Annotated in this window: 29 protein-coding genes and 1 other RNA gene; 27 read left to right on the top strand and 3 right to left on the bottom strand. The window is 38.9% G+C overall.

Annotated features, from left to right (window positions below; translation table 11 throughout):
• Window positions 1-484 precede the first annotated feature (484 nt).
• The 3 genes from mhpT to IAE20_RS04835 all read left to right on the top strand — a co-directional run bounded on the left by mhpT (window position 485) and on the right by IAE20_RS04835 (window position 3,935).
• Window positions 485-1,690: a 3-(3-hydroxy-phenyl)propionate transporter MhpT gene (gene mhpT / locus IAE20_RS04845; RefSeq protein ID WP_200481334.1), complete on the top strand. Its 1,206-nt coding sequence runs from the start codon at window positions 485-487 to the stop codon at window positions 1,688-1,690.
• Between the two features lie 156 nt (window positions 1,691-1,846).
• Entirely contained in the window at window positions 1,847-3,037 is a 1,191-nt protein-coding gene (locus IAE20_RS04840; RefSeq protein ID WP_200481332.1) for an MFS transporter, read from the top strand.
• A gap of 1 nt (window position 3,038) precedes the next feature.
• A complete protein-coding gene (locus IAE20_RS04835) occupies window positions 3,039-3,935 on the top strand; it encodes a LysR substrate-binding domain-containing protein (protein ID WP_200459691.1) in 897 nt (298 codons plus the stop codon).
• Between the two features lie 45 nt (window positions 3,936-3,980).
• Here the strand turns inward: IAE20_RS04835 and IAE20_RS04830 are convergent, their stop codons facing one another.
• The 3 genes from IAE20_RS04830 to IAE20_RS04820 all read right to left on the bottom strand — a co-directional run bounded on the left by IAE20_RS04830 (window position 3,981) and on the right by IAE20_RS04820 (window position 7,130).
• Window positions 3,981-5,588, bottom strand: coding sequence for a bifunctional 3-(3-hydroxy-phenyl)propionate/3-hydroxycinnamic acid hydroxylase (locus IAE20_RS04830; RefSeq protein ID WP_200481330.1), 1,608 nt, complete (start codon window positions 5,586-5,588; stop codon window positions 3,981-3,983).
• Window positions 5,589-6,199: 611 nt separating this feature from the next.
• Complete coding sequence (locus tag IAE20_RS04825) at window positions 6,200-6,394, bottom strand: hypothetical protein (protein ID WP_200481328.1); 195 nt, start codon at window positions 6,392-6,394, stop codon at window positions 6,200-6,202.
• Window position 6,395: 1 nt separating this feature from the next.
• Window positions 6,396-7,130 (bottom strand): hypothetical protein, encoded by a 735-nt coding sequence (locus IAE20_RS04820; RefSeq protein WP_200481326.1) that lies wholly within the window; start codon window positions 7,128-7,130, stop codon window positions 6,396-6,398.
• A 148-nt stretch (window positions 7,131-7,278) separates the two neighbouring features.
• On the opposite strand from IAE20_RS04820, the gene IAE20_RS04815 reads away from it, so the two are divergent.
• The 24 genes from IAE20_RS04815 (at window position 7,279) to IAE20_RS04700 (ending at window position 20,621) form a co-directional block, all read left to right on the top strand.
• Window positions 7,279-7,554 carry a helix-turn-helix domain-containing protein gene (locus IAE20_RS04815; protein WP_200481325.1) on the top strand — a complete coding sequence of 92 codons (276 nt, stop codon included), beginning with the start codon at window positions 7,279-7,281 and terminating at the stop codon, window positions 7,552-7,554.
• The gene (locus IAE20_RS04810) at window positions 7,551-9,716 is read left to right on the top strand and encodes a Mu transposase C-terminal domain-containing protein (protein ID WP_200481323.1); all 2,166 of its coding nucleotides are present in this window, start codon (window positions 7,551-7,553) and stop codon (window positions 9,714-9,716) included. Before IAE20_RS04815 ends, IAE20_RS04810 begins: the two co-directional genes overlap by 4 nt.
• 52 nt (window positions 9,717-9,768) lie before the next feature.
• Window positions 9,769-10,536 carry an AAA family ATPase gene (locus IAE20_RS04805; protein ID WP_200481321.1) on the top strand — a complete coding sequence of 256 codons (768 nt, stop codon included), beginning with the start codon at window positions 9,769-9,771 and terminating at the stop codon, window positions 10,534-10,536.
• A gap of 50 nt (window positions 10,537-10,586) precedes the next feature.
• Window positions 10,587-11,210, top strand: coding sequence for a hypothetical protein (locus tag IAE20_RS04800; protein WP_200481320.1), 624 nt, complete (start codon window positions 10,587-10,589; stop codon window positions 11,208-11,210).
• A complete protein-coding gene (locus IAE20_RS04795; protein ID WP_200481318.1) occupies window positions 11,203-11,421 on the top strand; it encodes a hypothetical protein in 219 nt (72 codons plus the stop codon). Before IAE20_RS04800 ends, IAE20_RS04795 begins: the two co-directional genes overlap by 8 nt.
• Complete coding sequence (locus IAE20_RS04790; RefSeq protein ID WP_200481316.1) at window positions 11,405-11,725, top strand: LysR family transcriptional regulator; 321 nt, start codon at window positions 11,405-11,407, stop codon at window positions 11,723-11,725. Before IAE20_RS04795 ends, IAE20_RS04790 begins: the two co-directional genes overlap by 17 nt.
• 22 nt (window positions 11,726-11,747) lie before the next feature.
• The gene (locus IAE20_RS04785; protein ID WP_200481314.1) at window positions 11,748-12,362 is read left to right on the top strand and encodes a DUF3164 family protein; all 615 of its coding nucleotides are present in this window, start codon (window positions 11,748-11,750) and stop codon (window positions 12,360-12,362) included.
• Window positions 12,363-12,382: 20 nt separating this feature from the next.
• Window positions 12,383-12,655 carry an HU family DNA-binding protein gene (locus IAE20_RS04780; protein ID WP_200481312.1) on the top strand — a complete coding sequence of 91 codons (273 nt, stop codon included), beginning with the start codon at window positions 12,383-12,385 and terminating at the stop codon, window positions 12,653-12,655.
• Window positions 12,655-12,897: a hypothetical protein gene (locus IAE20_RS04775; protein WP_200481310.1), complete on the top strand. Its 243-nt coding sequence runs from the start codon at window positions 12,655-12,657 to the stop codon at window positions 12,895-12,897. Before IAE20_RS04780 ends, IAE20_RS04775 begins: the two co-directional genes overlap by 1 nt.
• An RNA gene (locus IAE20_RS04770) (hammerhead ribozyme type II) lies at window positions 12,897-12,965 on the top strand. Before IAE20_RS04775 ends, IAE20_RS04770 begins: the two co-directional genes overlap by 1 nt.
• 16 nt (window positions 12,966-12,981) lie before the next feature.
• Window positions 12,982-13,233: a hypothetical protein gene (locus IAE20_RS04765; protein ID WP_200481308.1), complete on the top strand. Its 252-nt coding sequence runs from the start codon at window positions 12,982-12,984 to the stop codon at window positions 13,231-13,233.
• Between the two features lie 64 nt (window positions 13,234-13,297).
• Complete coding sequence (locus IAE20_RS04760; RefSeq protein WP_200481306.1) at window positions 13,298-14,002, top strand: DUF2786 domain-containing protein; 705 nt, start codon at window positions 13,298-13,300, stop codon at window positions 14,000-14,002.
• Window positions 13,999-14,298 (top strand): hypothetical protein, encoded by a 300-nt coding sequence (locus IAE20_RS04755; RefSeq protein ID WP_200481304.1) that lies wholly within the window; start codon window positions 13,999-14,001, stop codon window positions 14,296-14,298. Before IAE20_RS04760 ends, IAE20_RS04755 begins: the two co-directional genes overlap by 4 nt.
• On the top strand, window positions 14,285-14,701 hold the full coding sequence (locus IAE20_RS04750; protein ID WP_200481302.1) for a hypothetical protein: 417 nt from the start codon (window positions 14,285-14,287) through the stop codon (window positions 14,699-14,701). Before IAE20_RS04755 ends, IAE20_RS04750 begins: the two co-directional genes overlap by 14 nt.
• Window positions 14,698-15,105 carry a gp16 family protein gene (locus IAE20_RS04745; protein ID WP_200481300.1) on the top strand — a complete coding sequence of 136 codons (408 nt, stop codon included), beginning with the start codon at window positions 14,698-14,700 and terminating at the stop codon, window positions 15,103-15,105. Before IAE20_RS04750 ends, IAE20_RS04745 begins: the two co-directional genes overlap by 4 nt.
• The gene (locus tag IAE20_RS04740) at window positions 15,098-15,514 is read left to right on the top strand and encodes a Mor transcription activator family protein (protein ID WP_200481298.1); all 417 of its coding nucleotides are present in this window, start codon (window positions 15,098-15,100) and stop codon (window positions 15,512-15,514) included. Before IAE20_RS04745 ends, IAE20_RS04740 begins: the two co-directional genes overlap by 8 nt.
• 119 nt (window positions 15,515-15,633) lie before the next feature.
• Window positions 15,634-16,104 carry a M15 family metallopeptidase gene (locus IAE20_RS04735; protein ID WP_200481297.1) on the top strand — a complete coding sequence of 157 codons (471 nt, stop codon included), beginning with the start codon at window positions 15,634-15,636 and terminating at the stop codon, window positions 16,102-16,104.
• 10 nt (window positions 16,105-16,114) lie between these two features.
• Entirely contained in the window at window positions 16,115-16,591 is a 477-nt protein-coding gene (locus IAE20_RS04730) for a hypothetical protein (RefSeq protein ID WP_200481295.1), read from the top strand.
• Window positions 16,588-16,965 (top strand): hypothetical protein, encoded by a 378-nt coding sequence (locus IAE20_RS04725; protein ID WP_200481293.1) that lies wholly within the window; start codon window positions 16,588-16,590, stop codon window positions 16,963-16,965. Before IAE20_RS04730 ends, IAE20_RS04725 begins: the two co-directional genes overlap by 4 nt.
• The gene (locus IAE20_RS04720; protein ID WP_200481292.1) at window positions 16,962-17,273 is read left to right on the top strand and encodes a hypothetical protein; all 312 of its coding nucleotides are present in this window, start codon (window positions 16,962-16,964) and stop codon (window positions 17,271-17,273) included. Before IAE20_RS04725 ends, IAE20_RS04720 begins: the two co-directional genes overlap by 4 nt.
• A 2-nt stretch (window positions 17,274-17,275) precedes the next feature.
• A complete protein-coding gene (locus IAE20_RS04715) occupies window positions 17,276-17,821 on the top strand; it encodes a DUF3486 family protein (RefSeq protein WP_200481290.1) in 546 nt (181 codons plus the stop codon).
• On the top strand, window positions 17,818-19,377 hold the full coding sequence (locus IAE20_RS04710) for a hypothetical protein (protein WP_227610756.1): 1,560 nt from the start codon (window positions 17,818-17,820) through the stop codon (window positions 19,375-19,377). The genes IAE20_RS04715 and IAE20_RS04710 overlap by 4 nt, the downstream gene beginning before the upstream one ends.
• Before the next feature lie 139 nt (window positions 19,378-19,516).
• A complete protein-coding gene (locus IAE20_RS16910) occupies window positions 19,517-19,705 on the top strand; it encodes a Com family DNA-binding transcriptional regulator (RefSeq protein ID WP_200481288.1) in 189 nt (62 codons plus the stop codon).
• Window positions 19,674-20,621 carry a DNA-methyltransferase gene (locus IAE20_RS04700; protein ID WP_200481285.1) on the top strand — a complete coding sequence of 316 codons (948 nt, stop codon included), beginning with the start codon at window positions 19,674-19,676 and terminating at the stop codon, window positions 20,619-20,621. The genes IAE20_RS16910 and IAE20_RS04700 overlap by 32 nt, the downstream gene beginning before the upstream one ends.
• The last annotated feature ends 51 nt before the right edge of the window (window positions 20,622-20,672 follow it).

Raw genomic sequence — 20,672 nt, 5'->3', positions numbered from 1 at the left:
TTTAGCATAAACGCTCAAACCAAATTTTCAATTGAGCTTTTAAGTCTTTTAAACACCCATCTTACCCAAAGTAGGATGGTTTTTTTATATTTAACAATATAGTTTAATTTACCAAGATAATAATGTGTCCCTTTTTTAAAATAAGAAATGTACTCGGAAAATGATCAATATTTAATTTGAATCTTATGATCGTTTTTAGCTCTTAGTCTTTCAACCATTTTATCGAGTGAATAAACGTTTTTTTATATCATATAAAATTGAGTAATTTAGTGTGTTTTTTAACACTTTGTAATTTAACATGATTTAAATCTAAAACTAAATTTTTAGATAATTTTTATATAAAAACTCAATTTGATAAATGAGAAAAGTGGAACATTCATAAGCGGCTGTTTTCGCTTTATCAAACTTAAGGCTAGTATGGTCTTTATAAAAATTAATCAATGATCATCGATGAGTTTCTCTAGGGTTAGAAAAGGACTTTTCTATGGATCGTGCAGGACAAAGGCACTCTGTTATTACAATTGCAATTTGTTTTCTCATTGCTGTTATTGAAGGTATTGATATTCAGGCTGCTGGAATCGCAGCCGCTGGTATTCGTGAATCTTTCGGTTTAAGTAGTTCACAACTGGGCATTTTCTTTAGTGCCGGTATTTTAGGTTTACTTCCAGGTGCATTATTGGGCGGACGATATGCCGATGTCGTCGGCCGAAAAATGATCTTAATCTGGTCGGTTGCTATTTTTGCCGTTTTCACACTGTGTACGGTTTGGGTGAATAGTTTTTATTCTTTACTCTTGGTTCGTTTTCTTGCTGGAGCTGGCCTTGGTGCGGCTATGCCGAATTTGATTGCTTTGGTCTCTGAGTCAGTTTCACCAGAAAAACGAGGTCGCGCAGTCGGTTTAATGTATTGCGGTATGCCTATCGGTGCGATTTTAGTCTCTCTTTTGGCCGCTTACGATAGCAACGGTCAATGGCAAACGATTTTCTACGTGGGAGGATTAGCTCCACTGATTGTTATTCCGATCATGATTAAGTTTTTACCCGAATCTAAAGAATTTTTAAGAACAAAATTAGAGGATAAATCTAGCCAGCAAGCCCAAGCAGCCTTTAAGGATTTGTTTAAAAAACCGTATGCGGGACAGACGCTTTTGTTATGGGCCAGCTATTTTTTCACCTTGATGGTGGTTTACATCATGTTGAGCTGGTTACCTTCATTGTTTATGGAGCTTGGATTTTCCCGTCAGCAAGGCAGCATGGCTCAGGTATTTTTCCAAATGGGGGCGGCCGTTGGTACGGTGGTTCTGGGAATCCTGATGGATCGCTGGAATAAAGCCTATGTCATTATTTTAATGTACATCGGAATATTAGCGGGTCTATTTAGCTTAAATGGTGCAAGTAGTTTAACTGCTATGTATGCAGCAGCGGCTTTGATGGGCACCTTTACCATTGGTGGTCAAGGTGTTTTATATGCTTTCGGTAGCATTGTATATCCAACCGAAATTCGTGCAACAGGCATTGGCAGCGCTGCGGCTGTAGGGCGCATCGGTGCAATGTTGGGACCTGCGATTGCAGGTCAATTACTGGCTATGGGTAGCGGTGCGGCAGGTGTAATTTCGGCAGCTATACCAGGAATTATTATCTCCGCCTTATTCATGTTGATTGTCATTCGTAAGCTTAAACACGCCGCATAATTTCAACTCAATATACCGAATGAAACAGTTTTTAAAATGCTTCATTCGGTTTCCATATCAATCCACGTTTTCGTAAGTCGACTTATTATTCTGAGAAGCTAATATTAGTTTGACCAAATGGATTGAATTTTTAATATCAATGATATTGAGGAAAAGATGCATCCTGTTGTAACGCAGAGACTTTGGAATCGTTGTTTTATTCTTTGTATATTGAATAATTTGTTTTTATTCATTTATTACTATGCTTTATTAACAGTACTGCCACTTTATATTTTAAAAGAACTTTCCGGTTCTGTAAGTCAGGCTGGATTAGCATTAACACTATTCCTGATTTCTTCTATTCTTACCCGCCCTTTTTCTGGTCTGATCATCGAACGCCTAGGTAAAAAGTACGCATTACTGGGAACAGCCGTATTATTTGTACTGTTTGCATTTACCTATTTATGGGCCGATCAGCTTTGGGTGTTACTTGGGGTGCGTTTTATGCATGGAATCTGGTTCAGTATTTTGACTACCGTTACTGTACCTGTCGTCAATGATTTTATTCCAGAGCAACGAAAAGGCGAGGGAATGGGATATTTCGTAATGTCGACCAATCTCGCGGTGGTCTTGGGCCCGTTGTTTGCACTGACTGCCATACAATATATAAGTTTTTATCAATTATTTGTTTTACTTAACTTCATTATTTGCTTGGGTTTGATTTTTTGCTTTTTTATTCCAGTTTCGTCTGGGCCTAAAGCTGAAATTCAGAACACACTGAACCAGATCACTTTGCAAGATATCTTTGAGAAAAATGTTATTCCAGTGGGGATGGTTGCTTTGTTTACTGCTATTTCCTATTCAAGCATTATGAGTTTTATTAGTGTTTATAGTGAAACCAAAGGATTATTAGCCGCAACCAGCCTCTTTTTTATGATTTTTGCACTTTCCATGATGATTGTGCGCCCTTGGATTGGACACTCGTATGACCTAAGAGGGCCCAATTCAGTGGTATATCCTTCCTTTATTTGTTTTTCAATAGGATTGTTTTTGATTGGCTGTATGCAGTCTCAATGGATCTATTGGTTAGCCGCTGTTTTTATCGGTGTCGGATATGGTTCTCTTTTTCCTATCTTTCAAACTATGGCGATTCAGTCGGTTGAAAAACAGCGTATTGGTCATGCTGTTTCAACATTTTTTACTTTGTTCGATCTGGGTATGGCAATTGGCTCCGTCGTGATGGGATTGCTGATTGCGCGCATAGGGTATGAGATGACCTATCAATTTTGTGGATGGATGGTACTCGGTACTTTACTTTTATATCGTCTAATATGTCATCAGAGCAGGCAAGCTTTCGTCAGGGATTAATATGGAATTACGTCATTTACGCTATTTTGTTGCAGTAGCAGAAGAACTAAATTTTACCAAAGCCGCTTTACGCATGCACACGGTTCAACCTTCGCTAAGTCAACAGATTAAAGATCTGGAAGAAGAAGTAGGTGTTCAGCTTTTTATTCGTAGTAAACGTAAAGTTGAACTCACACAGGCAGGAGACGTATTTTTTAAAGAAGCTTTGATTATTTTGGAACACACGGAAAGAGCAGTGAGTTTAGCCCGACAAGTGGCCAAAGAACAGCAAGAACAACTCAATATAGGCGTTGTTCCAGTCGCCGAAATGAAAATTTTCCCTTACATCATACCCAATATTCGTGCCCATTTTCCTGAATTAAAAATCGATTTTCATAGTTTAACGGATGATTTACAGTTAAATGCGTTAAAAAAAGGGGAGATCGATATCGCGTTTACACGTTACGGTTTTGAATCAGATGACATCACCTCTATTCAAGTGTTTCAGGAACCATTGACATTAATTATTCCTAAAAACTCAGCAGAAGTAGAGCACGAACGAATTAGCATTAAACGTTTTGAACAACATGATTTTGTAATTTGTAATGAAGGGTCATCTCCACAGCTTTATCGCATTATTCAAGATTTTTTTAAGAAAAATAAACTGAATGTCCCTATTGTGCAGCATTCAACCAATATTTTACTCAATGTTAATTTGGTTGGAATGGAAATAGGATGGAGTTTAGTCCCTCAATATGTAATTCCTTTATTGGGAGATAAAATTGTGGTTAAAAAAACGGTCGAACCTTTACCCATGATTGGCTTATATGTTTCTTATCGCAAGGACCAAGTAAATAATGCAATAGAATTAATTCTAGAGGTATTGAAAAAACAGTTTTATCTGGATTTTACTGGATAAAGTAAAAAGCCACTCTATAAGAGTGGCTAAAGGTTAAGTTACTACTTAAATTAAGTGCATCTTTTCAAAGAGTCTTTCACTGATATTGTTGACCGTTTGCGGAATTGCAAGCCCTGCTACAAAGCGATCGGGACGCAGGATCACCATAGATTGAGTAGTTTGTCCGAACCATGAACGTATTTCAGTGCCAATTTCACCAATCGTAGTCACATTTTCAATGGATTTTCGATTTGGATCATCCAGTTGTAATGATGGTATGACTTGAATAAACTGAACGCCTAATTTTTCCCACTTTTGCATTACTTCTTCAGATAGGCCCCAGGTCGGATTTACTCCCCAGGCCAGTATTGCAAATTGATTACCAATTACATCGTCAAGCAATACTTGTGTCTTATTTTCAAGTTGAACGTAGGGTTGAATAAACATTTTTCCAACGGGCGTTTTTTTATTTGAATCTGAAACTAAAATACCCTCATGGTATTTTGGCATGGGTTTAAAGCGCATTTCTAATAAATAACGCTTAATGGGTTGAATATAATTAAGCATATAAGCAATCCCATCACGCACAACACCTTGCCATTTTTTAGGGGGTGCGAGTACATGGCCTGCCATAACCGATAAATCAATCATAGCTTGAGCGTGATCTTTTCTTTCTATTTGATAACTATCCAGAATTTCTGATCCTGCAATCTTTTTAATAACCAATGCTATTTTCCATGCAAGATTGAAAGCATCCCGCATTCCACTATTGTATCCCTGACCTTGCCATACTGGCATGATATGCGCTGCATCACCCGCCAGTAAAATGCGGTCAACACGGAAACGATCAGCAATACGTGCATTGTGAGTATAGACACGTTGACGAATGACTTCGATATGATTGGTATGTGGAAGTACTTTACTAAGTAAGCGATTAATATTTTCAGGTTTACTGAGTTCTTCTTGCGTTTCTCCAGGCATAACCATAAATTCAAAGCGGCGAATACCGTGCGGGAGTGCTGCGGAAACATAGGGACGGACAGGATCACAACATAAATAAACATGAGGGGTTGCTAAAGGATCGTTTTTTAAATCGATAACAATCCATTGATTGGGTGCTGTTTCACCCTCAAAATTGATATTGAGGTGACGTCTTACAAATGAGTTCCCCCCATCACAAGCAATCAGATATTGTGCTTGAATAGTTTCTTTGGATCTGTCTTTTTGGGTTAAGTTTAGAGTGACAGAGGTTTGATCTTGACTAAACTGATCTAATTGCCGTGAAAAAAGAATTTTGCTTTCTGGATAGGCAGCCAAACCTTCTAAAAGTACACGATCAACCTGTGGCTGAATAAATGCATTGCGACGTGGCCAGCCAAATTCACGTGTTAAAGGTTGAATATCTGCAAAACAGCGCCCTTTCGGAGTTAAAAAACGCATAGCATGGTTGGGCGTGGTATGAGGCAAAACTTGTTTAATTAATCCCAATGACTGGATGGTACGTAAAGATTCATCATCAATACCAATTGCACGAGGATAGTCGATCAGTTGATCAAGCTGTTCAATAACAGTGACTTGTATGCCTTGTTTACTTAAATAGTTTGCAATTGTAAGTCCAACAGGACCTGCGCCCAAAATTGCTACGTCAGTAATGTGATGATGAGCTTGATTCACGATGAATATCCCTATTAACAAATTTTATTACTTCGTAATTAATAGCAAAAAATGGTCGTATATGAACTTAATCTATAGTTCTAATATTTAATAAAATAGATCATGTGGAAAGTTTTATTGTTTATAAGGTTTTGAATTTTAATATATTTTATTTTGGTCTTAATATGTATTTTAAACTCTATGATTGTTTTAAATTATAAGTTGAAGCGTATCTAAATAAGTTTCTTTATCTTAAGAAATTCAGTAATTCTATTTTACGCATTAGGAAAACTATATTTCAAAGATGACAAAGCGTGAGTTGGCCGAACTTCGATTGATGACAAAGGATATAGCTTATTTTAATATTTGAATAGCACAGAAAATCAAAAAAAATTTTAACAGCTGTAAATCTTAGCTCGTTTAAATGAGAGTGTGACCTTTTAATTGATTCTGCACTGAAATGATGTGGGACTGTGTGGGAACTGGTGGGATGGAGTGGGATGGATCGTTTGAGCTGTAAGAGTTTGCGGATTTTTTAAAGTGGGTAAAGCTGGATCAGGGCTTTACCCACTTTTTTGCACTAAATTATGAGGATTCTGGGGAATAGAGATTTTTTTGGGTTTTATTCTGCACTAAATTTTTTTGTCAGGAACGGAGCTTGCCGTCTTTAGACATGATTCAAATATTTTGTGGGCTTCGCCAGCATCTTTTCCGTATACATCCAATTCAATTTTGCACCCATTGATTTCTACTTTCAATGTCGTGCGCTGTTGGCGATTATCTTCTGTGTTGTTGTTGAAGAATTGGATTAAGTTATTTTCGGGCATGTTAAGCAGCACTCCTTACCAGTTGTATTGTTGTTTGTTCAATGGCTTCTTTGTTTGAAGCATCACCAATATATAACGTGTAAATAGCTATTATCAATAAAGTTTTTTTATAAGGCGACATAGAACGACGTGCTTTTTCTAATTCATTTTCCAGGTTAAAAATTGCTGTTTTAAGTAGTTGATTGTCAAAAGGTTGAGCCGAAATATCAATTAATGCTGTATAGAGCATTACAATAAACTCAGACTTTGCACCTGGTTGCATAATTTTATGTTGATCTTTAAGTGCTTGTTCTGTTGTTTCAAATGCTTGCTGTAATTTTGGCTTATCAATTTGGGTCGAAATAACTAAGCCATCTTCTTCAATAGACTCTTCAATCTGCCGTTCAATAATTTCATCATATGAATAGATTGGAAATGGTACTCCAGCGCCATGTCGAATCCAATCCTCATCAGCACCAGTAGCTAGAGAAATTTTACTTGCTACAGAATTATGCATTGTGCTGTTGCCTTTATTAAAAATACCAAAAACAGTTGATCTGGATAAACCTATTCTACCCGTCCACCCATATAAAGATTCATTTTCTCCACGTGGCATTTTGCTATGCACCATTAAAAAGTACATTCGCTTTTGAATTGGTGTTATTTGATGTTCGTATTTAAATTCTTTAAATTGCGAACACTTGTCGAAATTAAAATCAGAAAAACGAACATCTAAATTTCTTTTTTTATCAGTCATTTGTGATTAAACCCTAAAAATTTGTTCGTAAAAATAATTACGAACTATTTACAACGAACAAATTACGAATTAATCTATCGTTAGATTCAACAAACGTTGATTCTAACGAGCTAAAAAAATGCCATTAGGCACGGGTTAAGGAGTTCTTATGGGTGCGATAGCACAAAGCCCAAGCGAACAAATTTGGGATAAACATGCAATTAAAGCTGCAATATGCAGAAAAGGTAAAAGCCTTGCAGCCTTAGCACGTGATCACCAAATGCCTGAATCTTCTTTAAGAAGTGCTTTAGTCAAACCTACTAAAGAAGCGGAGCTAGTTATCTCTCAATTTCTTGAAAAGCCTTTATTTGAGCTATTTCCAGAAAGATGGACTGAAGATAACAAGCGTATTTATCCACGTTATAACAAGAGCGATTGTAAATGAAGGTCTATTACAGCATAGCTGATTTACAAGCACTTGAATTGGCTGGTTTGCCAACGACTCGTCGGGGGTTAGAAAAATACGTTTTAAGCAAGCAATTCAAGTATAGAGAAGTTGCAAGTAGAGGGAAAGGGGGTGTAAAGCGTGAATACGAACTAAATGACGAACTAAAACAGTTGGTTGTTATTAGAAAAGTTAAAAATGATGCTGTTGAATTGGTAAATTGCGAACTAAATACAGTTGTATCAGCCCAACCTAATCATTTTCAAAACCCAAATGATTTAATGGACTGGCAACGTGAAGTTGCTGAGAACAGATTGTTTGTTGTGAGATTTATTGACCAGAAAGTTAAAGCAGGTCTTAAAAAGACTAAGGCTGTTGAGCAATTCATCCTCGATGCAGCATCTAAAAATTTACCAGGTGAAATGCAGGAAGCTGTTCGTAAAGCAAATGCCAAAGCGGGTGAAGATCGCCACGTGAGCAGACGTACTGTATTTGATTGGATCAAAGCCGTTGAAGATGCTGAGAAACACAAAATCAATATTTTGAGTGTATTAGCGCCGAAACAACGTACTAGCTCCATACCTGCATGGGCGGGAGCGTTACTTAAGCTTTGGGGGCAACCACAAAAGCCGACTTTGCCTGCTGTACTGGAAGTACTTCCTAGTTATCTGGAAAACAACATTCAATGTCCAAGCTATGCTCAAGCCTATCGTTTTTTAAATGAAAAAATGGGTAACGTCGATTTGCAGAAAGGACGTATGGGTGCGCGTGAACTCAAGAATATCAAAGGGTTTATCCGTCGCGATACTTCAAATATGTACGCTACCGATGTTTATACAGCGGATGGTCATTGCTTTGATGCTGAAATTGCACATCCGATTCATGGTAAGCCCTTTAGACCTGAAATAACGTCAATCATTGATGTTGCAACACGACGGATTGTCGGCTGGTCAATTGACTTGTCTGAAAACCGTTGGGCTGTATTAGATGCGATCCGCATGAGCGCAACTGAATGTGGCATCCCTGCGATTTTCTATGTCGATAATGGTTCGGGCTATAAAAATGACTTACTCAAAGGTCGGGCGAATGGGATTCTTAGTCGTTTAAACGTCACAGTAAGCCATGCATTGCCTTATAACTCTCAAGCCAAAGGCCTAATTGAACGTAGTCATCAGACTCTTTGGGTGAAGGCTGCTAAGAATTTACCAACATACATTGGTAAAGACATGGATGCTGAAGCCAGTAATAAAGCGCACAAGCTGACACGTAGCGAGATTATTAAGTTTGGTCAATCCAAGTCTTTAATGTCGTGGACTGATTTTGTGAATTATGCCGCCAATGTTGTCGATGCCTATAACAACAAACCGCATAGCAGTCTTAAACGGATTACTGATCCTGTGACGATGAAAAGCCGTCATATGACCCCGTTAGAAATGTGGAATGCAGCGTTAGATCAAGAGCAACCGATTGACCGAGTTGATGATTGGGATTTAGAGAACTTCTTTAGACCAACAATTGAACGCAAAGTACGTCGTTGTGAAATTGAGTTGTTTAGCAATCGTTATTTTCACCGTGATCTTGAGCAGTATCACGATGAATTAGTCCAGGTCGGTTATGACATTCATTGTGCTGAAAAAGTCACAGTCCGCGATATGGATGGTCGACTGATTTGTATCGCAATTTGGAATCACAACAAACGTGATTACTTCCCGAAAACTGTGATCGAACAGGCCAGAGAAAAACGTGCGGATGGTCGTTTACGTCGTCTTGCTGTTAAGCAAGCTGAAGCAATTGCAGAACTGAACCCACAAAAAGTGATTGAGCATCTTGAAAATCAGAATGTTATTCCATTTGACCAGATTAAACGCCAAAAGCTGATGACAGAACTAGAAGCATTACCTGTCCAGCCTAAACCTGAAGAACGGATCTATTTTAAAGATGTGAACTTACCCAAAGATAAAGATGACAAAACAGCGCAGGTTTTCAATACGCCTGTAGAACGCTGGATGTTCATTGATGAACAAATTTTAAATAACGCGGAGGAAATATCAAAAGAGGATCAGGATTTTTGGACTCTGTTCCAAATGTCCAAAAAATTCAAACAACTTAGTTTAGATGACGAAACGCTCAAAACGTATTTAGAGCGTCGTCAGGTGTCGTGATGGTATGACAGTACCAGCACAAAATTCAATCTACACAAATATGGTGATTTAAATGACTGCAAATGTCAATCCTGTTTTAAATAACATCGCTATGAATGGCGGTATTGCCAATATTCGTAATATTGCACAGTGCTATGAAGCGGTAAATCGTACTTTACAGCGTAATCCTCTACTGCCAGGCATATCTGCATTTTATGGCCCAAGTGGGTTTGGTAAATCAACTGCTGCTAACTATGTGGCAACAAAAACCAATGCTTTTTATGTGCAAGTGAAATCAACTTATACCAAGAAAGCTTTTGCTCAAGCGTTATTGCGTGAAATGAGTATTCCTATGCCAGGTACATTGAGCGAGATGATGGAGCTTGCCAGTGCTGAACTGGCAAAGTCTGGTCGTCCATTAATTATTGATGAGTTTGATCATCTGGTGAATAGCTCGAAAGTTGAGATTGTTCGTGATTTGTATGAAGCCAGTCAGGGGACATTCTTAATCATTGGAGAAGAACTGCTAGCACGAAAATTAGAAAAATGGGAACGCTTTCATGGTCGAGTATTGAATTGGGTTCCAGCATTAGCTTCTGATCTTGAAGATGCATTTCAACTAAGCCGTATTTATGCACCTAGCATTGAAATTGATTCAAGTGTTCTGGAACAGTTAATTGTTGCAGTGCGTGGTTCAACACGACGGGTATCAACAAACCTTGAAATGCTACATGAACAGGCATTGGAGGTAGGCGTTAAACATATCTCAACAAAAGAATTAAATCTTGTTTTACCGCATGGCTTTGTCACAGGCGAAAGCCCAAAGCCACGGAGTTTTTGATCATGGATTTAGTCACATTTTTTAGACCACATTTTAAGGAATTAGACATCATGAACTCAAAAACTCCCTATGAGTCACCCCGTCAAAGAGTATGGAACGCGATTAGAAATAATCGTAATGAATTTACAATTATTCAAGTGGCTGAAATTGGTGCTGCAACCTATGAGTCTACTCGTGATTTTGTTTCAAAACTGACTAAAGCAGGTTTTGTTCAATGTACTAATGTTCAGAATAAAGAGAAGACATTTGAATTGATTAAGGACTGTGGTTATGCATACCCATCTTTTAATAAAGATGGTCAAGTGGTCAGTGATATCACTGGTAACAAAGCAATGTGGAATACCCTAAGAATTACAAAAATGGCTGTCAATGCTTATGAGTTAGCCAAAATTTCTAGCACAGATGATCAAGTAATTAGTTTGGAAACAGCTAATAACTATTTGATGACTCTATATAAAGCGGGTTATCTGAAAAAAGTTAAAGCTGCAAAAGTGACAGGTGGTAAGGCTAAATATATTTTGCTCCCTGACATGAATACTGGCCCAAAACCTCCGCAAATTCAGCGTACCAAACATGTGTTTGATCCAAATATTAATACCGTCATGTTTGCAGAACGTCCTGAATTAGATGAAGAAATTAAACATGGAACTTTGTTGGGGGTATTAGATGCATAAATTTAGCCCTGAACATTTTGAACAGCGTGAAAAATATTTCAATCGTCATCGTACTCAGCTTTTTTTAGAGCGTAATGCATTTTTAGAAAGAGCTGAAACGGCTGAGTTTGAATTGCGTTACCAGCGCGAAAAGTTCCGAACCATGTTTTTAACCTTGTTGACAATCATTCTAGCACTTGCATGGAGTCTGACCTATGTCGTGTTCTTCTGATTTGCCTGATTGGAAACAATTGGTTCATGCACGTATTGAACAACTTGGGAGTATTCAAGCTGTTGCTGAAGAACTTAGCTATTCAAGAACCAGTTTGTCACTTGCGCTAAGGGGCAAGTATGTGGGGAAGACTGACAAACTTGAACAAAGAGTATTCGAGGTTTTAGGTCAGATTCAATGCCCATTTTTAAATCAACCGATAAGCACTGCTCAATGTAGAGCTTACTCAGAAAGAGAAGCACCGACACAAAATCCTGCCGAGATGCGGCACTGGAGAGTGTGTCATGGGTGTCCGAATAAGTAATGAATTGTTTAAAGGAAACATTATGAATGTTTTAGAAATTCCATCTGGCTACCGCCAAGACATGAAGGGACGTTTGATTCCAGAAGTTCAAATTAAAGCAATTGACATTGAACGCAGTGATTTGGTTGAGCGTTTGATTGAACAAGCAAAGGAAAAGAAATCGTTTCTACGTGAATTTAAAGAACTAGCTTTTGCTGATATTGCAGCATTTGTCGAATTATCGGCTGAACAATATGAAGTCACTCTAGGAGGTGCAAAAGGCAATTTAACACTCTACAGCTTTGATGGGCGTTACAAGATTGTTCGCCAGTGTCAGGACTATATCCGTTTTGATGAACGTTTACAGGCCGCAAAAGTTCTGATTGATGAATGTATCCAGTCTTGGTCTGCCGAGTCGAATATCAACCTGAAAACTTTAGTTTTAGATGCTTTTCAGGTCGATAAAGAAGGGAAGATTTCAACTGGTCGCGTACTCGGATTACGTCGTTACAACATCGACGATCCGAAGTGGCAAATAGCAATGAAGGCTATTAGTGACAGCATTATTGTGACTGATAGCAAAGATTACGTTCGTTTCTATGAGCGTGATTCAGATGGTAAATATCAAGCAATTTCGCTTGATTTCTCAAATGTTTAATTTTTCGTAAGGTTATGAAAATGAATCAAAAAGAACTTATTCAATCTATCGCAGATAAATCTGGTCTTAGTTTTAAAGATGCTGAAAAGGCATTTACCGCATTTCGTTTATCAGTGGAAACCACACTTAAACAGGGTGGTTCTGTCAATTTGGTTGGCTTCGGTACTTTCAGCGTAAAAGAACGCGCAGCGCGTATTGGTCGTAACCCTAAAACAGGTGAAGAACTTCAAATTGCTGCAAGCAAAGTGCCTACTTTTAAAGCGGGTAAGGCGTTTAAGGAGTCGGTGAATTAATGCTAACTATAGATATTAATGATTTTTGCACACAGTTACGCAAAGGTGATCTGGATGAGCAAATTTCTGATTTAGAGGAAACAGCTCAAGAGCAGCTTGAATATAACCATCCTCTTAAACCACAAACAGTTGCTGAACAACATTTTTGGGGGAATTACAACCTTAAAGCGGTTGAGCTTTTTAAGCAATTAAAGGCGCATATAGAAAGTGGTGAACGTGCTGTAGATGAGTTTAAAGCATAAAGCGAAACATAGGCATTCGTGCTTATGTCTGCCAGTCGTCGTTGACTGGTACTGACGAGCAGCGAGGCAATTATGAAATACATCATGTTTAAACGTGACCAAGGTGATTTAAGCAAATTAATTCCAGTCATATTCCCCAATGATTTAGTACATGCGGATGTGGCAAAAGCATTACAAGAATCAGTTTTAAAAGGTACATCGATAGTTTCAGCAGGTTCAATTAGCCCATTAAATTTACAGGCTGAAGGTCGCTCAGAGACTTTGAATATTGGATCAAATCCTATTCTTGATTCACATGTTATCAAGATGAATGACTACGGAGTTGGCTATATATGATCCTCAAAGAAGATTTAGACAATTTACCGCCTGAAGTCGTGGAAAGTATTAAGGAGACAACATAATGAGCATGACCCGTGAAGAAGCCATTCTAAAAATCAAAAAGTGTTTGGCTTTGGCGAAATCAGCAAATGAAAACGAGGCAGCTATTGCCTTACGCCAAGCACAATCGTTGATGCGCGAGTTTCAGATTGATCCTGATTTACTCGATATTGTTGAAGCCAGTTGTTATAGCAATGTTAAAAAAACGCCACAGGCTTGGGAATCAACATTGGTCTCAATTATTGCACGGTCAATGCAATGCCGATTGATTTTTTCATCAGGAAATCCGTTCTTTGGTACAAAGGCACAATGGACATTTATTGGTGTCGATCCAGCTCCAGAGATTGCATCCTATGTATTTGATGTTCTGTATCGTCAGGCAAATCGTGCAAGAAAAACCTTTATTGAAACAACACTTAAACGTGTCACAGTTAAGAAAAATAAAGTTCGTCGCGCTGATTTATTTTGCGAAGGTTGGGTGGATACAGTTAAACATCTGATTACTGACTCAAATCTTGAAGTACCAGCGAATACTACCGAACGTATAAAAAAGTATATGGATCAGGCTCATACTAATCTTGGTTCATTTACACCTAAAGATCGTAATAGTGGTAAGGCTCTTAATCCACTTGACTACCATGCAGGCAAGCAATCTGGAAAATCAGCAAAGCTTAATCATGCAATGAATGGCGGTAAGCAATATGAAAGATTGGGAGCTGAGTCATGACAGAACTAATACCAATGGAGCTTACTGAAGATGAACAACGCATGATTTTAGAACGTCGTGCTGAAGAGGAACATATTGCAAAGACATATGAATTTCATACAAAAGTTCTAATGGTTGCTAGTGATTATCTAAAATATCTAAATCAAGAGGGCTATGGGACGAGCTTTTCTACTTTTGTGAATTCATTTGGTTACGACCTAAAAGATAGCAGCATGGTGTATCAAGCTGTGCTTAAAATTTTTGATGTAGTGAATACTTTTGAAGTGCCAAAGGAGAAAACCCATGACTCTAACTAAGGCGCAGAAAGATTTTGTAGTTAACCGATTAAAAAGCCAATGGCGACAAGTAAAACTTAAATGTGATGGTTTTGAAGTTACTTTGGGTTTAATTCAGGTTACGGATACAAAACTTGCCGTTGAAATTTATATCAATAATTTTTTTAAAGGTACTTGGGTACTTAACCCTGAGAAACATATTGAAAGTAAGTTTTTACCTATTCGTTATTTATGGCTTTGGAGTCCTAAAGAGAAAAAAGAGATTTTAAAAAAGTTTGGTAAACGTGCTGCATATAAAAATTTCCCTGATCTTGATAAGAGGTTAGAACATAAAACCACTCATTTCACTTCTGGTCGTGCAGCAATCAATCATCTAATCAAAGTTTGTGATTCTATTGAACTCATTACGGAGATACCAGGATGAAAAAAGCATCTCGTAACCAACGCATTGCTGCTATCCACATGGGCAAAAAACAGCTTGGTCTCGATGAAGATATTTATCGAGACCTGCTGGAGCAAGTGACAGGGAAACGATCGGCTAAAGACATGACTGATGATGATCTAGTCAAAGTGTTGCAGCACATGGAAAAACTTGGCTTTAGTAAAAAAGAGTTCGGACACAAGCCAAGTGTCACGCTGAGCAAAGCCCAATTAATCAATAAAATTGAAGCCTTGCTTGCCGATATGGGCAAGCATTGGAACTATGCGCATGGATGCGCACGAAAAATGTTTAAAAAAGACCAGGTGCAATTTTGCACAGAGTATGAGCTTTGGAAAGTTGTTGCAGCGTTAGAAATTAACAAAAAGAGGAAGTCAAAAGATGGATGATGAATTTTTAAGAAAATTCCCTGAAACCATTCAGACGATTATCCGTTTGACTGACGTTTCAACGGCATTAACACTGGTTAAAAAATACGGTGGAGTAGATCTTCATTTTCCACCACTTAAATTGGTCAATCCGAATCATGAGTTGGCTGCCTTGATTGGTTTTAATAATCTGCAACAGCTTTGTCGCTATTGGAATGGCGATACGATCTATATGCCGAAAAGTGACGAGTACGTGAAGTTTCTACGTCTTGAAAAGATCATTCGGGACAGTGAAAAACTTGGTACTAAAGAACTTGCGGTTAAGTATGGATTGAGCAATCGCTGGATTCGTGAGTTAAAGAGTCGGCATAAAAAAGGGATTGTGGTTGAGAGAAAAAAGGATGATCGACAGCTTGATATGTTCAACTGATTAATAGCCCCACAGAATGGGGCTTTATTTTTACCAGAATAAAAATAGGAAGTCGTTCCGTCTAACTTTATAGACTGATTTTTTCACAATAACCCTATCGTATGATGAGGTTTTTTATTGTGTCAAAACAAGTATATGTACTTTCCAAAGAAAGCTTGTCACGCCTTGCAGGGGTTAATCCTAAGCTGGTCAGTGTGGTAAAACGAGCAATTGAATTCACGACCCAAGACTTTAAAGTTTTAGAAGGTGTGCGTACTAAAGAGCAATGCTATATCAATTATGGCAAGGGTCGAACAATGAGCCAATGCCAAGCAAAAGGTGTTCCTGCTGGGTATGCTCAACCGAGTTTAGCTAAGGTTACATGGCTAAATGATCCTCTTGCCAGCAAACATGTTACAGGTCAAGCGGTTGATCTGGTTCCATACCCCGTTGATTGGAATGACCTATCTAAATTCGATGCTGTAGCAAAAGCAATGTTTGCCGCAGCCAAAGAGCTGAATGTCAAAATCCGTTGGGGTGCGGATTGGGATAACGATGGTAAATATCGTGAAAAGGGTGAGTATGATTCACCACATTTCGAGTTGGCTTGAGGGAGAAACGATGAAAAAAACTCAGCGTAAAGTTCCACACAACTTAGTGCCTTCTCCAAAAATTGATCCAGTCGCTCATGCTCAACTTAACTCAAAAGTGGATGAGCTGACTTTGAAATTAGCTCAGGCCAACCAAGATAAATCGGATCAAGCAAAACGTCATCAGATTCGGGTGACTGAACTTAAAGAACAAATTGCTAAACAGGCTGATCAATTAACACCTTTGTTGGGCGTATCGGACGTTCATATCAATGATGGCTTTTTAGTACAGAACTGGAAAACAGGCTGGAAATGGGTAAGCAATTGGATGTTTGTTCTTATTGGTTTTATTTCAGTTTATGGTGTACCCACTGAAATTGTGAATTTAATTCCTGATGCATCACAAGGGAAGGTGACTGCTATATTAGCCATTTTAGGTTTTATATGCCGCTTCATTAATCAAAGCCGACCAAAAGAAAATCCAAATTCAAATGTGGAGGTCAAATGACAATCACGCTTGAACCTTATCAAGTCTTTTTGGTACTGGCGACAATCATTGGTGCAGTTTTCACAATGGTGAAACTTTTAGGTTCACAGATTAATGCGAATCTTCAACAAAGCTTTGTTTCTACAAATGAAAAGATTGAGCAGCTTTCAAAGCAGACCAACGAGAAAATCGATTTAGTTTCAAAACAAAATGAAAAGAGTCAAACAGAACTGCGAGATCTTGAACGCAAGTTTTTTCAGTTTGAAATTGATCTACCTAAAAATTATGTTTTGCGGAATGACTATATCCGTGGACAGACTGTAATTGATGCCAAGCTTGATGCAATCGCCTCAAAGCTTGAAACCGTACAAATTCAACAAGGAATGCAACGATGACAGATATCGAAAAAGCTCGTCGTGAAGGAATGCGCTGGCAGTTATTAAATGCTCTCAATAAAGGCCGTCCAATCGGTGCGATGGACGTTTTACTACTTTCAGTTATGCAGGATCTTTATTCAGATTGCACCGTGAATGAGTTGCATACACAACTTGAATATTTAGATGATCGTAAACTCATCGAAATTGTAAAAAAACCTGACGGTCATTGGTTTAGCAAGTTGACGCATTACGGGATCGACATCGTTGAGTATACGGTGGATTGCTATCCAGGTATTGCCCGTCCGCCTAAATATTGGAAGGGCTGATTATGGGACGCGAATCTGCAATTGATCAATTAAATCCTGATGACAAGCAATGGCTGGATCGTCGCTTCATGGACTGCGGTTTTAATGGTTATGAAGAAATTGCAGCGATTCTGGCAGAGCGCGGCTATAACATCGGAAAGTCCAGTATTCATCGTTACGGTCAAAAACTTGAAAATAAGCTTGCGGCAATTAAGGCAAGTACACAGGCTGCATTATTGTTTCAAGAATCTGTTAAGGATGATGGTGAAGGTCTAAATGCTGCTGTTTTATCAATGGTTCAGACTGAATATTTTGAATGCTTTATTGCACTTCAAGAATTAAAAGAAGAGTCAAGTCCTGAAGATCGTTTGGCACTTTTAGCAAAAGTTAGTAAAGGCGTGGCTGAGATTTCAAAAGCATCCGTCAATCAGAAAAAATGGGAAATGGAGATTCGTGAAAAAGTCGAAGCCGCTGCTAAAGCTGTGGAAAACATTCTTAAAAAGGGCGGTTTATCTGGTAATGCTGCGACTGAAATTCGAGCGCAAATTTTAGGGATTGCTAAAAAATGACAATGAATGCAACGCCAATCGCTGACTTATTGCCTGATTTTGACAGTGTTCCTGCTGTATTACTGCCATACCAACAAGAATGGGTGGCAGATGAAAGTCCTCTTAAAGTGGCAGAGAAATCGCGTCGTATTGGACTAACTTGGGCTGAAGCTGCGGACGTTGCACTTATTGCATCTACGGATCGAAGTGCTGGTGGACAGAATATTTATTATGTTGGTTATAACAAGGATATGACTGTCGAATTTATCCAGGCATGTGCGATGTGGGCAAAAGCTTATGATTTAGCAGCAGCAGAAATTGAAGATGGTATTTGGGAGGATGGTGATAAGCAGATCCAGACGTTTATTATCCGTTTTCCAAAGTCTGGACTGCGTATTGAAGCACTTACCAGCCGACCATCCAACTTACGTGGTCGACAAGGTGTTTTAGTGCTAGATGAGGCGGCATTCCACGAAGACCTAGACGAACTGATTAAAGCTGCAATGGCATTTTTGATTTGGGGCGGTAAGGTTCGGATCATTAGTACCCATGACGGTGAAGACAATCCTTTTAATAATCTGATTCAAGAAATTAAGGCAGGCAAGCGTAAGGGTACAGTCCACCGAACGACGTTTATGGAAGCAGTGCAACAGGGGCTTTATAAACGTGTCTGTATGCGGAAGGACATTCCTTATGATGCAGATGAGGAAATTGTTTGGGTCAAGGATATCTATAGTTTTTATGGTGATGGTGCATCTGAAGAACTGGATGTGATCCCAAGTAATGGAGGGGGTAAATGGCTATCCGTTGCATTGCTTTCCAAGCGTCAAAACTTTGATATTCCTGTCCTGAGGTTCACTGCACCGAAACATTGGGAACATGCGGATACTTCAGAACAAAGCCGCATGACTGAAATGGAAGAGTGGTTTGATGAGAACTTAAAATCATTACTTGAAGCCCTTCCACGCAACGAAGAAAGCTATTACGGACTGGACTTTGCACGTAAGAAAAATGCTTGTTCATTCTGGATGAATCAACGTCGTCAAGATGGCCGTCGTTATTGTCCATTTGTTTTTGAAATGTTCAATGTGCCGTATAAGCAACAGGAAAAAGTCATGCTGCTCATTCTGGCTCAACTGAGCAATTTTAGAAAGGGCGCACAGGATGCAACGGGTAACGGTGGTTATTTGGCTGAAGCTTTAAAAATCATTTATGGCGAGCGCATTGAGGCCGTAATGCTGAATGAAGGCTGGTATCGAGAGAATACACCGCACTTTAAAGCTGCACTGGAAGACGGTGAAATCATTGATATGCCAGCCGATAAAGATATTCAGGAAGATCATCGGGCATTTGTCTTGGTGAAAGGTGTCGCTCGTATTCCAGAGGCAGGCAAATCTAATACAGATAAAAACCGACACGGGGACAGTGGTATCGCGCATTTGCTTTGCGATTATGCAAGCTGTAATCCAGAAGCACCGATTGAATTTATTGCATTATCGGGTCATTCAGAGTTTGAAGATAATCACGACCTTGAAGATGACTTAGAAAGTTTACTGTCAGATTTTAGATATATGTGAGAACGGGGTGACGTTAGATTGCGGGAACAATCTAACGCCCCTATAGACAAATCGAGCTTGTCGCAAGCAAAGCCCCGCTACTGTGATCACAGCAGTGCAAGGCTATCAGTAATTCTAACGCTTTGCGAGAAGGTAAACGATGGAGCCAATCAAATGTAAATCATGTGGACGACTTTTGTTCAAAATTGGGCGTTTTGATGAATTAGAAGTCAAATGCCCGCGCTGTAAAACCCTAAATTATTTGAGCGTCACGAACGCCACGAAAGATTGCCATGAGCAACCAGTGGAGCGTTCTGATGCTACTGGACAAACAAATCAATCTGTATAAAACAGATTGCATAAATTTACTTAAACAACTACCTGATCAATCAGTTCACGCTATCGTGACTGATCCACCTTATTTTAAAGTCAAAGAAGATGCTTGGGATCGCCAATGGAAGAATGAAGATACATTCTTTAGCTGGCTGGATAAGATTGTATATGAACTGGCGAGGGTGTTAAGACGAGATGGATCTCTTTATCTATTCTGCTCAAGTCATTTGCAACATCGAACTGAAGCCGTCATTTGCAAGCATTTTAAAGTACTTAATCATATTCTGTGGGTGAAGAAGGGCGGCAAACATTTAGGTTGCAATCCCCCAAGCTTACGACGCTATTTTCCTCAAACTGAAAGCATTATTTTTGCTGAACATCGAAATGCAATTAAGCCTGATCAATATGTCTGTGAGGCGGTGCTTTTATATTTACAGCAACAATGGCAGGCGGCTGGTTTTAAATATCGAGATGCTGAGTCGGTGGCTGGATCTGCGGCTCGTCATTACTTTTCACGTAGTCAGTGGCATATGCCAACAAGGGCTAAATATGAATTAATGCAAAAGTATGTAGGAACCTCATACCTTCAACGCTCTTATGATGAATTACTGAAGTTAAAACACGATGATCAAAAGCCACCAAGTAAAACAGGATTACGTTGTTTCACGCCTCCAACTAAGTCAGATTTGATTCATCGCCCACACACGAATATCTGGACGTTTGCCCCAGTCCAATTTTATCCAGGTAAACATCCTTGTGAGAAGCCTGAACGAATGCTTGAACACATCATACTAACAAGCACCAAAGAGCAAGATTTAGTGTTAGATATCTTTGCTGGAAGTTGTAGTACGGCTAAAGTCTGTTTAAAGCTAAACAGGCGTTTTGTTGGATGTGATTTGGATGATCGCTATTTCTCAACACTCGAACAATAGGAAGTCGTTCCGTCTAACATTTTACAGTGATTTCTAAACAATAAATGCTGG

Origin of the sequence: Acinetobacter sp. S54 (assembly GCF_016624945.1) — a bacterium.
Classification (GTDB): Bacteria; Pseudomonadota; Gammaproteobacteria; order Pseudomonadales; family Moraxellaceae; genus Acinetobacter.
Note: the sequence above shows the minus strand (reverse complement) of the source record. Positions and strands in the feature narration are given on the sequence as shown.